General features: G+C 44.1%; 11 protein-coding genes, 1 pseudogene and 1 other annotated feature. Of the genes and pseudogenes, 2 read left to right on the forward strand and 10 right to left on the reverse strand.

The window, feature by feature from the left end:
• The first annotated feature begins 102 nt into the window (after window positions 1-102).
• Entirely contained in the window at window positions 103-807 is a 705-nt protein-coding gene (locus D5281_RS03880) for an ABC transporter ATP-binding protein (RefSeq protein WP_160558829.1), read from the forward strand.
• Between the two features lie 28 nt (window positions 808-835).
• Window positions 836-4,471, forward strand: a complete 3,636-nt coding sequence (locus D5281_RS03885) for an FtsX-like permease family protein (protein ID WP_160558830.1) — start codon at window positions 836-838, stop codon at window positions 4,469-4,471.
• 66 nt (window positions 4,472-4,537) lie between these two features.
• Here D5281_RS03885 and sigH read toward each other — a convergent pair whose 3' ends face one another.
• From sigH to D5281_RS03940, 10 genes and pseudogenes are all read right to left on the reverse strand, one after another.
• Entirely contained in the window at window positions 4,538-5,164 is a 627-nt protein-coding gene (gene sigH / locus D5281_RS03890) for an RNA polymerase sporulation sigma factor SigH (protein ID WP_160558831.1), read from the reverse strand.
• Window positions 5,165-5,215: 51 nt separating this feature from the next.
• Window positions 5,216-6,889 carry an SGNH/GDSL hydrolase family protein gene (locus tag D5281_RS03895; protein WP_160558832.1) on the reverse strand — a complete coding sequence of 558 codons (1,674 nt, stop codon included), beginning with the start codon at window positions 6,887-6,889 and terminating at the stop codon, window positions 5,216-5,218.
• A gap of 4 nt (window positions 6,890-6,893) precedes the next feature.
• Window positions 6,894-7,631 (reverse strand): 23S rRNA (guanosine(2251)-2'-O)-methyltransferase RlmB, encoded by a 738-nt coding sequence (gene rlmB, locus D5281_RS03900; RefSeq protein WP_160558867.1) that lies wholly within the window; start codon window positions 7,629-7,631, stop codon window positions 6,894-6,896.
• Window positions 7,632-7,751: 120 nt separating this feature from the next.
• The gene (locus D5281_RS03905; RefSeq protein ID WP_160558833.1) at window positions 7,752-8,204 is read right to left on the reverse strand and encodes a Mini-ribonuclease 3; all 453 of its coding nucleotides are present in this window, start codon (window positions 8,202-8,204) and stop codon (window positions 7,752-7,754) included.
• On the reverse strand, window positions 8,189-9,598 hold the full coding sequence (gene cysS, locus D5281_RS03910) for a cysteine--tRNA ligase (protein ID WP_160558834.1): 1,410 nt from the start codon (window positions 9,596-9,598) through the stop codon (window positions 8,189-8,191). Before cysS ends, D5281_RS03905 begins: the two co-directional genes overlap by 16 nt.
• A 2-nt stretch (window positions 9,599-9,600) precedes the next feature.
• A complete protein-coding gene (gene epsC / locus D5281_RS03915) occupies window positions 9,601-10,287 on the reverse strand; it encodes a serine O-acetyltransferase EpsC (protein ID WP_330584805.1) in 687 nt (228 codons plus the stop codon).
• A gap of 279 nt (window positions 10,288-10,566) precedes the next feature.
• Window positions 10,567-10,806 (reverse strand) — a binding site (T-box leader).
• Between the two features lie 113 nt (window positions 10,807-10,919).
• On the reverse strand, window positions 10,920-12,215 hold the full coding sequence (locus D5281_RS03920; RefSeq protein WP_160558835.1) for a type II restriction enzyme: 1,296 nt from the start codon (window positions 12,213-12,215) through the stop codon (window positions 10,920-10,922).
• Window positions 12,208-13,050: a DNA adenine methylase gene (locus tag D5281_RS03925; RefSeq protein ID WP_160558836.1), complete on the reverse strand. Its 843-nt coding sequence runs from the start codon at window positions 13,048-13,050 to the stop codon at window positions 12,208-12,210. Before D5281_RS03925 ends, D5281_RS03920 begins: the two co-directional genes overlap by 8 nt.
• Before the next feature lie 635 nt (window positions 13,051-13,685).
• Window positions 13,686-14,216 (reverse strand): annotated as a pseudogene (gene ispF, locus D5281_RS26860) (2-C-methyl-D-erythritol 2,4-cyclodiphosphate synthase); the annotation flags it as partial.
• 221 nt (window positions 14,217-14,437) lie between these two features.
• Window positions 14,438-14,626: a hypothetical protein gene (locus D5281_RS03940; RefSeq protein ID WP_160558837.1), complete on the reverse strand. Its 189-nt coding sequence runs from the start codon at window positions 14,624-14,626 to the stop codon at window positions 14,438-14,440.
• Window positions 14,627-14,871 lie beyond the last annotated feature (245 nt).

Here is a 14,871-nt window from a genome sequence, read left to right on the forward strand (position 1 = left end):
TAAATTTTAATATTTTATATTTTTTTTAGACTTACATTATTTTAGTGTAAAAATACATATGCTAAAATATTTTAGATAATAGATATAGGAAAGAAGGACAATATGAGTGCATTTGTAGAGTTTAAAAATGTTGGAAAAATATACCACATGGGCGAGGTAGATATTGAAGCGCTCAGGGATGTGAATTTTGTAATTGATAAGGGTGAATTTTGTGTTGTAGTGGGCGCTTCCGGTGCAGGGAAAACAACCATTTTGAATATATTAGGCGGTATGGACGGCCTCACATCTGGAAAAGTTTTGTTAGACGGGGAAGAAATTTCCGCATACAATCCCAAAAAGCTGACAGCCTACAGGAGGTTCGATATCGGGTTTGTGTTTCAGTTTTATAATCTTGTGCAGAATCTGACCGCCCTTGAAAATGTGGAGCTTGCGGCACAAATCTGTAAAGAACCGCTGGACGCAATGACCGTCCTTGAAATGGTGGGTCTGAAGGAACGGGCAGAGAACTTTCCGGCGCAGCTATCCGGCGGCGAACAGCAGCGGGTGGCCATTGCAAGAGCCCTTGCCAAAAACCCAAAGCTTCTGCTTTGTGATGAGCCTACGGGAGCTTTGGACTATCATACCGGAAAGGCAGTTTTGAAGTTATTGCAGGATGCCTGTAGAAAACAGGGCATGACAGTTGTGGTCATCACCCACAATCAGGCGCTGACTGCTATGGCGGACAGAGTCATCACCGTCAAAAGTGGGACTGTCTGGAACATGGAGATGAACCAGCACATTGTACCGGTGGAGGAAATCGAATGGTAACTCAGATGATGATACAGGAGTCATGTCAATGAGAAATGGAATGTTCAAAACAACAATCAGGGAAATTAAGGGAAGTCTTGGGCGCTATATGGCAATTGTAGCCATTATCACGCTGGGCGTAGGGCTGTTTACAGGATTGAAAGCAACCACACCGGCAATGATCGTGACGGAAAATGACTATCTGGCAGAACAGGATTTTTTTGATTTCAGATTATTATCCACCGTAGGTTTTGATCCTGAAAGTGTGGCGAAATTCTCGGAATTAACCGAAATCGCTACGGCGGAAGGCGCCATTTCGGTTGACGCACTTTGCGCTATGGAGGAAGGAAATGAATCTGTCTACAAATTCCACACAGTTCCGGAGGTTATTAACCGTGTGGTGGTCACTGCCGGAAGAATGCCAGAGCGTGCAGATGAATGTGTACTGGATGCCGCTTTGTTTGATGAAAGTGCAATTGGCACCCAAATTACTGTAACAGACAGTAATGATGAGGATACTCTGGAGCTGTTCAAAAACCGCACCTTTACAGCAGTAGGAATTGTAAGGTCTCCTTATTATATCAATTTCGAGCGGGGAACTACTTCCATTGGAGATGGTAAGGTCACTGCTTTTCTCTATGTGCCAAAGGATGCCTTTGACTGTGATTATCTGACGGAAATCTATGCCACCACCAAATTAAAATATAAAGTCTATACGGATGAATACGATGCTTATATTGACAGTCTACAGGGGAAAATGGAGGAGGAAGCCCACCAGCTTGCAGCAAAGCGGTACCACCGTCTTATTACAGATGCCCATGAAAAGATAGAGGAGGCCCAGACTGAACTAGACAGTAAGAAGGCGGAGGCAGAGGCAGAATTGAATGACGCCTGGCAAAAAATTTTAGAGGGCCGGCAGGAGCTTGTCGATGGGGAAAAGGAAATTCTGGATACAGAAAAAAAGATTGCCGATGGAATAAAGGAAATCGCTGACCATGAGCAGGAAATTCTGGACGGTCAGCAGGAGCTTGCCGATGGCGAAAAGGAAATCCAAGAAAAGGAGTTAGAGCTTGCGGATGCGGAAGAAGAAGTCCGTTATCATGAGTGGGAAATTTTTGACGGTGAATTAGAGCTTGCCCGTGGATGGGATGAATTAAATCAGGGCAAGGAAGAACTTAGGGTCCAGGAAGAACAGCTCTTAGCTCAGGAGGCGGATCTGCTGGCCAAGGAAGATGAACTGGTACGGACCAAAGAAAGCTTACAGGAGCAGTTAGCGGCGTTACCTGCCCAAAAAGCGGAATTAGAGACCCAGGTGGCGGTATTGGAGGCCCAGGCCGCCCAGCTGCAGGCAGCATTAGAAGCAATGGGGCAAACGGATGCCGGACAAACAGCACAATCTGATGCGGAAAGCGCCAATACAACTCCTTTTGAAGAACTAAATCATGAAAATCCTGACCGCCAACAGCTTGAGGGGCAACTGGCAGAATTGAATGCAGCTCTTGCATATATAAAAGGCATGCAGGCCCAGCTTGCAGCCGGCGAGCCTCAGCTTGTCTCAGGCCTGGCGCAGATAAATGCAGGTTTGGAACAGATCCGCTCCGGCAAAGGCCAGATTCAGGATGGAAAAGAACAGATTGCGCAGGCCTGGCGGGAAATCGAATACAATGAGCAGGTTCTTATGGATGCGGAGACAGAGCTGGCAGAGGGTAAAGCGCAGGTTATGGATGCAAGAGCCCAGTTGGAAGATGGGAAGGTAAAGCTGGAAGATGCAAAGACGGAGCTGGCGGATGGCAGAAAAGAATTAGAGGATGGCAAGGCAAAGCTGGCCAAAGCCAGAAAAGATCTGGCGGATGCACAGGTGGAGCTGAAAGATAGAAGAATAGAATTAGAGGACGGGAAATCGGAACTGGAAGATGGGAAGGCAGCATATGAAGATGCCAAAGCTGAATTTGAGGAGGAAGTTGCAGATGCCCAGCAGAAAATCGATGATGCACGGGCAGAGCTGACAGATATTGAGGCGCCAAAGGAATATGTACTGACCAGAGATACAAATATCGGCTATGCCTGTTATGAGAGCGATTCTAACATTGTAGCGGCCATTGCCAATGTATTCCCTGCCTTCTTTTTCCTTGTTGCCGCGCTGATTTGTATGACCACTATGAACCGGATGGTTGAGGAGCAAAGAACCCAGATTGGCGTATTAAAAGCGCTTGGATACGGCAATGGAGCTATCATGGGGAAATATCTCTTTTATGCCGGTTCGGCGGCAGTGCTTGGGGCTGTCATTGGCTGCGCCGGCGGCACATGGCTGTTCCCTAAGGTAATTTGGACCGGTTACGGTATTATGTACAGCATGGGAGAGATTCAGTATCTTTTTGATGTCCCGATGGCACTGCTCTCCTTGGCTGCGGCCCTGCTGTGTTCCATGGGTGCGGCATACTTTTCCTGCCGTTATGAGCTCTACAGTGTTCCTGCAAATCTAATCCGCCCTAAGGCGCCTAAAAGCGGCAAAAGAATTTTTTTGGAAAAGCTTCCTTTTATCTGGGGAAGGTTAAAGTTCCTGCACAAAGTTTCCATCCGGAATATTGTCAGATATAAAAAGCGTTTTTTTATGATGATTCTGGGCATCAGCGGCTGTACGGCCCTGCTTCTTACCGGCTTTGGCGTAAAGGATTCCGTTACCAATGTTGCCGACATGCAATATGACGAGATACAAATTTATGATATCGGAATTACTTTCTCAGAGCACATACAGGAAAACGATATGGATGCGCTGGCAAATCAGATGCAGGCTCTGCTCTCGCAGACAGCTTATCGCTATGAGGAAAGTGTGGATCTGGATTTCGCCGGCAAAACAAAATCAATTTACCTGGAAATCCCGGAAAATACGGATGAAATCAGCACATTTTTAAATCTCCATACACCGGACGGGGTAATGATTCCTTATCCTGCCAAAGGAGAAGCTGTCCTGACAGAAAAAATGGCGGAAAATATGGGCATTCAAATTGGAGACCAGGTGGTCCTGCGTGACAATGATAGGAACAGTTTTACTGTGACCATATCGGCATTGTGTGAAAATTTTGTATACAATTATATCTATATCAATCAAGAAACTTATGTAGAACAGCTTGGTACAATGCCGGAATATAAGAGCGCATATGTTATGGTAAAGGAAGGCGTGGATGTCCATGAGGCGGCCGCCGCTCTTTCCGATTTGGACAATGTGCTTGCTGTTTCCGTTACGGCTGATATGCGCCAGCGCATTGCATCCATGATGGAAAGTATGGACTACATTGTCTTATTGATTATTGCCTGTGCCGGAAGCCTTGCCTTTATTGTACTTTATAATCTGACGAATATTAATATTACGGAACGGATCCGCGAGATTGCCACCATCAAGGTACTTGGCTTTTATGCAAAGGAGACCGCCGATTATGTTTTCAGGGAAAATCTGGTTCTGACAGGAATGGGCGCAGTAGTCGGATTGGGGCTTGGAAAATGGCTGCATTGGTTTGTCATGTATAATATTAACATAGATATGATTTCATTTAAGACCACCATCGCTCCTGCAAGCTATGTATGGAGTTTGCTCCTTACCTTTGTTTTTGCTATGTTGGTTAACGGATTTATGTTTTTCAAGCTGGAAAAAATCAATATGGCGGAATCCCTGAAATCGATAGAATAGTTCCTCTGCTTTTCTTCACAAGACAGCTTCTTGAAATAAAAAATGCCTCATAAAAAGAGGCATTTCTTATTTTAAAATTGCTTTTTTCAGCTTTGCTTTAATCCTTTGGAGGGCATTATCCGTAGACTTACCATCCCGCCCCAAAACCTTTGCAATTTGGCTGTATCGCATGCCAGTCAAATATAAATCCAGTACTTGCTTCTCAAAGCCGCTCAATTCTTTCTCTATGATTTTTTCTAAAATTTCAACATTTTCCTTGTCAATGAGAAGCTCCTCAGGGCTTTTTTCCAGCTGGGAACTGATGCTATTTAACAATTCCCATTCCTCGCTGCCGGCCTTGTTATCTCCTTCAAAGCCGCCCGCATAAAGCGAAATATAAGTGTTAAGCGGCGCATGTTTCTGTCTGCCCGCCGTCTGCACAGCGGTATACATCTGCCTGGACACACAAAGATCGGCAAAGGTATAAAAGCTGGCATCACGTCCTGTATCATAATCCCTGATGGCCTTAAACAAGCCGATCATTCCCTCCTGTATCAGGTCTTCCCTGTCAGCGCCCAAAATATACATAGACTTTGCCTTGTTGCGCACCAGATTTTTATACTTATCCATAATATAATCCGTAATAGCCGCTTCCCCATCCCGCAGTCTTAAAATCAGCTCGTCATCGCTATACTTTTCATAATCTCTTTCCATAAAGCATACCGCCTTATACCTAATAAATTTCCTGCACTGTATCTGAATCTTCTATCCATTTTTATGCGGTTGCGGATCATCTTCATAATCCCCTGAGTCTTCATCTGTATTTTCATCTATGCCTTCATCCGTATTTTCATTTTCATCTATACTCTCATCCGTATTTTCATTTTCATCTATACTCTCATCCGTGTTTTCATCTCCATCTATACCTTCATCTGTGTTTTCATTTTCGTCTACGCTTTCATCTGTGTTTTCATTTCCATCTATACCTTCATCTGTGTTTTCATTTTCATCTATGCTTTCATCTGTGTTTTCATTTTCGCCTGTGCTTTCATCTGTGTTTTCATTTTCGTCTATGCTTTCATCTGCATCCTCCTCCATAGCTGTCTCATCTTCATACAGTTTGATAAGCTCCGCCGCAAAATGCTCCGCCAACAGGGAATAGCCTGCCGGGTTGCAGTGTACGCCATCCGGCATATAATTATAAATAACAGCTGCATCATGGGTATCCAGTATATTGGAATTATATAGATCAATTACAGGAATTTCGTGCTCCTGTGCCAATTTTTTAATAGCATTTACAATCACCACCTGGGGAAGCAGATAATCCCTTTCCTTCCGCAGCACATCATGCAGTACGTTGGGAAGCGGTGTTGAAAACACAATGGTTGCCTCCGGGTAATCTTCCTTAAGCCCACGCATCAGCTCATCTAAATCGCCGATAAAGGTGTTTTCCGCTCTTTCCTCCATGGTCCCAAATTCTTCCTGACTCAGGCAAAAACCATCGTTGGTCCCGCCCATCACAATGATCAAATCCGTGTCCTTGGGAATCTCCCTGTACCTGTCCACAAAAGCCTTATCCCAATATCTTCCAATGGAAGAACCTCCAATGCCCAAATTGGTTATGCTCTCCGCATCCAGTATTTCCTTAAGCTTCGTAGGATAAGCATACTGCTGATAATCTTCCATACTGTCAAGATTGGACGCCTCGGTAATACTGTCCCCCAGACACGCAATCGAAATATCGGAAAAATCTATCTCATTGTTTTCGATAATTTCCTCATCAATATTTTTCTGCATCTGCGTTTCAATATAGGAGCCGCGGATTTTTCGCTTTTCAAGCAATGAATTTCCTGATACGGTAGACCAGCCCAGCCTGGCTATTCTATTTGCAGACACCCCGGCCTCATTGCCGGATACTTCTCCTGCCATATTGGCGGATACATCCTGCAGAGCATTATCCGATACGTCCTGCAAGGCATTTTCCGATACATCCCCAATTTCATTGTCCGACACACTTCCATGTCCATTTTCAAGGCCGCCTTCCATGCCGCTGCCCCATACATCCGCTGCGGCATCTCCGGTCTCATTTTCCGTCTCATTCCCAGGCAGATTTTCCTGCATTTCATTGAAAGAAGCTGCCTCTTGCACTTCCCCGTCAAAAAGGCCGGCTTCATACAAATCCACATCCAGCACTTCGTCAAAATAAGCCCTGTTTTCCTCAATAAATGCTTCAATCGCTGCCGGATCCTCCGATAACTGGCTGATTGTCATCTGCATATCGGCTGCATCCGCATAGGACTGCCTGTACCGCTCTATCCGCTCTTTTTCCCATTTTCTGCTATTATAAAACTGTGTTCCCTTGTCAATTCCCACAGCAGTTATCATAATAACCACCATGGTAATTACCATGAGTAAAAATTTATTAACCTTTTCCATCATAATCCTAACTATCTAATCTTTGTCTGAGAATTTCGTAGGCCATCACCCCTGCTGCCACAGAGGCGTTCAGGGAATCAATATCTCCCTTCATGGGGATAGCCGCCACCATATCGCACTTTTCCTTTACCAGCCTTCCTACGCCTTCCCCCTCGCTGCCAATCACCAGTCCAATGGGGCCCTTTAAATTTAAATCGTACATTCTGGTACCGTCCATGTCCGCGCATACAAACCAAAGTCCTTTTTCCTTTAATTCCTCAATGGTTTTAGCAAGGTTTGTAACTCTGGCAACCGGCGTATAGTTTAAAGCGCCTGCAGAGGTTCTCGCCACCACGGCGGTCAGTCCCACCGCACGGTTTTTGGGTATGACAACGCCATGTGCGCCCGCTAAATTAGCGGTTCTTATGATTGCCCCCAGATTATGCGGGTCCTCAATATTATCTAAAAGAATCAAAAAGGGGGGCTCGTCCTTTTCCTGTGCCCGCCGCAGAATATCCTCAAGCTCCGCATAGCCATATGCTGCGGCACTGGCAATCACGCCCTGATGCTTTCCCGTCTCTGACATCTGGTCAAGGCGCTCCTTCGCCACATATTTTATCGGCACGTCCTGCTTTTTTGCTTCCCGCCTTATGGTCATAATCGGGCCATCCTGACAGCCGTCCAATAGATAAACCCTGTCAATAGGCCGCCCTGCGCGAAATGCTTCTATGACCGCATTTCTTCCTTCTATGGTAAATGTTTCCATGAAGCCGTTATCTTCTTGCTTTCTTTCTTCCACTTATTTTTCCTCCACCCACGCCCGCAATTTTCTCCGGCAGATACAAAGTCTGTGTGATTGCACGTGCCGAATCATTACAGTTCATTCTCATGACGGACCACCCGGCGCCGGCTTAATCTTATGTAAACCTATTTGAATTAATTCAAGTACTCTGTCCATCTGATCTGTCAAGTAAAGATAGCCCACCAGTGCCTCTAAGCCGGTAGCCTTTTTGTACTCTGTCATGGTAGCATTTTTTGCCATAGTATAAGGCTTTGCATTTTTTCCTCTTTTATACACGGCAAATTCCTCCGGCGTAAATTCTTCCATAAGAACTTCTGCCATGACCGCCTGGGCAGGCGCCTTCACATACTGAATGGTCCGATTGTGCAGTCTGTTGGCCGAAGTGTTTCCCTTCTGTACCACCGCTGTCCTAAAAACCAAATCATAAACCGCATCTCCAATATATGCAAGCGTAAGAGGTGAATATGTCCTGATATCCACCTCTTTTAGCCCAAAGCTCTTTTTGATCAACGTTAATAAACTTACGCTTTCTTCCATTTAACCCCTTCTCGGGTATCCTCCAAAATAATACCCTTGCTTAAAAGCTCATTCCTGATTTCATCCGCTCTTTGGAAATTTTTGGCCTTTCTTGCCGCCTGACGTTCTTCTATCATAGCCTCTATGTCCTGCGCCAGCATTTCCTGCTTTTTCTCCACAATCAGACCGCAAATATCGGAGAGCATCACGATTTCATCTTTAAGCGCCTTAAGAAATTCCTTGCTGCACTCTGCATTTGCATGGGTATTTGCAAACTTGACCAGCTCAAAGATTGCAGCAATCGCATCCGCTGTGTTAAAATCGTCATCCATCGCCTGATCAAATTTGTCGATGTAGCCCTTTGCCTCCCCGGCAAGTTTCCTTTCTTCTTCACTCATTGTATCAGATACCGCATTTTCAAGCAAATAGTTTAAATTGCTGACACTAGTCACAATTCTGTCATACCCGTTTTGCGCCGCCTCCATCAGCTCGGCGCTGAAATTTAAGGGGCTTCTGTAATGAGCCGAGAGCATGAAAAACCGAAGCACCTGCAAATCGTACTTTTCGCTGATATCCCGCACCGTGAAGAAATTCCCCAGGGATTTGGACATCTTTTTGTTGTCGATATTTAAAAAGCCGTTGTGCATCCAGTATTTTGAAAAGGGCTTTCCATTGGCAGCCTCTGACTGGGCGATTTCATTTTCATGATGAGGGAAAATCAGGTCCTCGCCGCCTGCATGAATATCAATCTCATCTCCCAGGTATTTTTTGCTCATCACAGAGCACTCGATATGCCATCCGGGACGGCCTTTGCACCAGGGAGACTCCCAATAAGGCTCTCCTTCCTTTTTGGGTTTCCAGAGCACAAAGTCAAGGGGATCTTCTTTCTGGTCTTCCCCTGTCACTAAAAGAGAACGGTTTCCGCCCTGCAAATCGTCTAAATTCTTGTGGGACAGTTTGCCGTACCCTTTAAAGCTTCTGGTCCGGAAATAAACCGTTCCGTCTTCCGCCGCATAAGCATACCCTTTTTCCATCAATTTGTTTATCATATCCAGCATACCGTCAATTTCCTCGGTTGCCTTGGGATGAGTGGTTGCCGGCTTTACATTCATGGCCTGCATATCCTTCTTGCACTCCGCGATGTAGCGCTCCGAAATAACGGAGGCGTCCACCCCTTCTTCAATCGCTTTTTTGATGATCTTATCATCTACATCGGTAAAGTTTGACACAAAGTTTACCTCATATCCTCTGTGCTCCATATACCTTCTTGCCGTGTCAAACACAATCATGGGACGGGCGTTTCCGATATGGATCAAATTGTATACGGTGGGACCGCACACATACATCTTTACTTTGCCTTCCTCTAAAGGTACAAATTCTTCTTTTCGCTTGGTTAGTGTGTTATAAATTTTCATTCTCATCCTCCAATGTCTGATTTTTCCTGCTTCTTTAGTACTCTGAGCTCTCTTTCCAAATCAATGATCCGATTGGTGAGCTCCGCATTTGCATGGTGCAAACTGCTTAAATCCTCCTTGACCGGATCCGGCAGGTTCACCTGGTCAAGCTCCTCCTGAGGGAGGGCGTGATTGTCCCGCTTCACCACCCTGCCCGGTACGCCTACCACCGTTGAATTAGGCGGTACCTCCTCAAGCACAACGCTTCCTGCTCCTATTTTGGAATTGTCCCCTATGGTAAAGGAGCCTAAAACCTTGGCGCCGGCGCTGATCATCACATTATTTCCAACGGTAGGGTGACGCTTTCCCTGTTCTTTGCCGGTTCCTCCTAAGGTTACGCCCTGATACAGGGTTACATTGTCGCCTATCATTGTGGTCTCTCCAATAATAACACCATTTCCGTGGTCAATAAAGAACCCTTTTCCAATTTCCGCGCCGGGATGGATTTCAATTCCGGTTTTCCGAACGCCCCGCTGGGAGACCCATCTTGCCAAAAAATAATGCTTTTTCAGATACAGTTTATGGGCAATACGGTAATGAAGCATCACCTTAAAGCTGGGGTAGAGAAATACCTCCATGGCGGAATGAATTGCCGGGTCCCGCTGCCTGATCACTGCAATTTCTTCCTTTATTCTTTTTATAAATCCCACTTAAATTACTCCTTTATTCCGGTTTCAGGGCATTTATCGAGACTGAATCCGCTCCGCAGGCCGGCTTATCGCACAGCATCCGGGACACGCTGCGAACTAATCTTATGTCAACAAACGCTGTCGTGCTTTACGGGCCGGCTTACCGCAACAAACGCTATCACGCTCCGCGAGCTGGCTTATCGAAGCAAACGCTGTCACGCTCCGCGAGCTGGCTTATCGCAACAAATGCTGTCACGCTCCGCGAGACAACTTATTGTAAAAAAAAGATAACTTCTCTCTGCTAGAGACGAAGTTATCCGCGGTTCCACTCTATTTAGAGATACTTTTCGTATCTCCACTCATTGCACGTAACGTGTGAATACGTGTCTTGCTACTAAGGGTTCTCAAAGCCCTCTCCTTCACAAGGCCTGCTCCCGGATGCACTTCCATTACCCTTATGCAGGAATGCTTTCAGCTGATAACATTCCCTCTCTGTGCATATCGCTATGATAATGTACTCTTTCCGTTCCTGGCATTTTCCCTTTATAATCCTGCTCTGATTCGCCGGAAATTCTTTTTACTATATCAGCATATTCAAAAGTTTTGATTTTGTCAACCTGATAATTGAGCAAACATGTATTTTAGTTACTTGTTTACTCCTCTATTAATCCAATCATCCAATTTATCCAGCCGCTGATTGTTGAAGAACGCCGCACATATGTACTCATACTCTCTACTTTGTAAAGATCGGATTTCTGCATAATCCCAACTATCGTTGGCGTATCCGGTATTAAGCCTGTTTTCATACAGAGATTGAAAGTTTCTTTGAATGCCTGATGTCTTAAAATAATTTCACAAAGGGCCAGCTGTCTTTGTTTATAATTTAAATTCATGATGCGTTTACCGCATGCACTTAAGGAATACACCGGCTTACGCCCATCTCTATAATGCTTTTCCAATAATCCCAAGTACCTTGCGGCATCTGTATAATAATTTGTTTGTCTGATATCGAAAGCATATTCTTCTGTGACTTGTTCACGGCTCAATTCCTGTGCATTTAATAGTTCACAAAGATTAATAACCCGTTCAAATCGATTGGCCTGGGGGAAAGAAATATTAGGTTCCGGAACCGTTTGGGTACGAAAAGCAACTTCTTGCAAGTCTGAAAGTGTTATCAGCGTATCTTCAATGGAATAATTTTTGTGCTTTATAAGCACAAGCGAATGATAAAAATCAGGATTTTGAAATTCATACTCATACAAGCTGAAGATTCCGTTTGAATAAACAAGAAAAACAGGTCTCACTTTCTTTGTTACACGATTGCTCCACACCCGATACGGATAGTACAATTGCCGCACAAGAAAATCCTCCGCCAAATCCCGCTTCGCTTCAAGCAGCGAAAGACTATGCAGCCCCTCAAAGGCAGCGTCTATTTCAATTTGAGAATGATGCACCGAAACTGCCATTGGAGTTTTCGTGAGCGTATTTTCAATATTAAAATCAAACTGTCCTGACCCCATACGGCCTGACACCGTAGGATAAAGTACGTCTTCCTCTAAGAAATCTGCAAGCATACCCGAAGCCAGCGCACAGTTTATGGCGATTGCCTCACTTGGAATATTGTTTGCATCAAGACTCTGAAGATTTGCCGGTAGGGAAACTTGTATAATAGATTTGTTTAACACTTCAAAAGGCTGGTATGCTTTAAAATGAGAAATCACATAATCTCCACGGGAGACTGGCAAAATGGCAAGACTATTCTTAGCAAAAATCTGCGGCAAATTGATATTGTGATCAAACTTCGCCATTAATCGGGGCTCACGATATTCTTTTATTTGAGATGCCGAAACGAAAAATTTCCCATCTGATTCGATACGGGACAAAATATCATACTTTTCAAATAAAATTTCCCATGCCCTGTCATTTTGGCTCTTTATTTGTTCACTCATAATTTCTTACCACCACTTCATCAACTTGTCCTCTCTTTGCCCCATTAGAATTAATCGCGCGCTTTGCTTTTACAATCGTAATATTGTAAGCCTCATACTGTTTTTTAATAAAATCTGTTGCAGAATTAGAAAGCATAAATTTGATCCCTCGCCGGTTTAGCTCATCACAGCATTTCCGTAAACGGATTTGCTCTGAATGGTCGAAACCACCTTTGGCATAACCGGTAAAATTAGCTGTGTCAGAAACAGGATCGTATGGAGGATCCAAATAAACAAATGTTCCTTTTTTCACATCAGCAAGTACTTCCGCATAATCAACACTGCTAAAAGTTAATTGTGCCTTTTGGAAATAAGCGCTAACAGCCTTTAGTGTGGGTGCATTCACAATATTAGGGTTTTTGTAGTGTCCAAAAGGGGTATTAAACTCTCCGGCATTATTGACTCTAAAAAGGCCATTATAACATGTCTTATTCAAATAAATCACACGTGCTGCCCTCTGCACTTTGGTAAGCTTCTCATACTTCTTTTTATCCCTATCCCAATCACGAACACTATAAAAATGTTCTTCCTCGTTTGGATGTTCACCTAAAATCGTAATAAGCTCATCCACCTCATCTCTGATAACCTCGTACATCTGGATAAGTTCTGAATTGATATCATTCACATATGCGATGTTGGGCTGCAATTGAAACAAAACGGCGCCTCCACCTAAGAATGGTTCGCAATAAGAAGGAATATGTTTTGGAAACAAAGGCATTAAATCATCTAAGAGTTGCCGTTTACCACCAACCCATTTTACAACAGGCGCAGCGGCAGCAAGGCAGTTTTTTCGCATATTTTCCCTCCCATGTAAATTTCACGAATCCATTCTATCACGGCTCGCAAACGACTTCAATCAAAAAGCCATTTACCCAAAACAAATTCTTAAAAATATTTATCATATTTTCCATCAGGAAAAGAGTTTTCCAGTCCTAAGACTCTTGGCCATAAGCCCGTATCATCTATTATAAATCCCATAATCATTCCCATATGACTGTGTAAATGCCGCATTTGGGCTAAAATCAAAGTGAATTTGCAGTACTCGCATTCCGGAGGATATTCTAAGAGCTGGGCATCTATCAAGCCGGAAAGATACATCTGTATTTTCTTTTCAATACAGGTGAAATACTGCTCTATCTCTTTTCTTGAGAGAACTTTTTGGGAAACAACATCTAAGTTATTCAAATCTTTTTCATGGATAACGGGTTCATGAAAGTTCTTATCCCGCGGATTCATATACCATAAATCCAGAGAATGCAGCATATGATAGATATGTTTCCAGCAGGGCATCTTACAATATTCCTTGTTCCACAATTCATCAGGAACACAGTCAACCACATTTTTTACTTCCCATAAAGCCCTTTTGGTTTGTTCTTCAATGATTTGGGTCAAAGTGTTTTGGTCCATTTTGACTTCTTTCGCATTTTGTGCAGGGCATCCCTTACATCCTTCGCATCCTCTTGTCGTCACATCCTCACATCCCAGATTCACAGGACTTGTCAAAAGGCAGATTGCCTGCGAGGATATTCCCTCCCCCGTCCCGGTAAAACCAAGTCCTTCCTCGGTGGTGGCCTTAATACTGACCTGGTCTATGGTAATGCCAAGGGCTTTTGCAATATTTTCCCTCATAGCATCAATATGGGGACGCATTTTAGGCGCCTGGGCAATAATCGTTGCGTCAATATTTTCTATCAAAAATAAATTTTCTTCCAAAAGCCTTCCCACATGCGCGAGTAGTTTAATAGAAGAAATTCCTTTGTACGCAGGATCGGTATCCGGAAAATGCTTGCCAATATCCCCCAGGGCCGCCGCCCCTAAAAGTGCATCCATAACCGCATGCAAAAGCACATCCGCATCCGAATGGCCCAGAAGCCCTTTTTCATAAGGGATCTCCACTCCTCCAAGGATCAAAGCCCTTCCTTCCACCAGTCTGTGTACGTCATAACCCATTCCTATTCTCATTTTGATACCTCCTGCATACCGCAAACGCGGCTTTCGGTACTGCCATCAATAAACAAATCCGCCGGGTATTGGCTCTCGCGGCATTCTCCAAATGTCTGCTTTGCAGCCGCTTGGCGCATTGCTCGCGGAAATAAATACAATTGAGATATGCTTAGCTACATTGTATTATATGCGATAACACCCTTAATAAATATATTAATCCCCCATTCTTGCCAATGCCCTCAAATTTGGGCGAAATCATAAATTTGTTGTGTGAAAAATTTATTTTTCACACGAATTCTATTCCCCTTTGCCTTATCTCCCGAACGCATCGGTGCCTTCTTATCTTTCACTCTCATTACAACAGATGTACGCTTTGAAGCTGGAATGCAATTTTCTTCTATCATTTTTCTTTTTGTATCTTCGCTCAATCCTTGGGTTATCTTCTGTACCATCCCCGGATCGTTTGATATACATCCGAGAGTTTTCAAACCACCTTGATTATTCTACCATAAAACCGCCCATATTTGGAGACAAATTTAGAAAAAAACGCAGCAAGGGCAGATGTCCGGTCATTTTACCGATGTTTCCTGCCTTCCATTGCCTCTATTGACCGTCTGCACAATGAGCAGATATGGATAATATGGAGTAAATCATTGGATGCCAGGATAAGACC

It is taken from the genome of Parablautia muri, from assembly GCF_009917485.1.
GTDB classification, from domain to species: Bacteria; Bacillota; Clostridia; order Lachnospirales; family Lachnospiraceae; genus Suilimivivens; species Suilimivivens muri.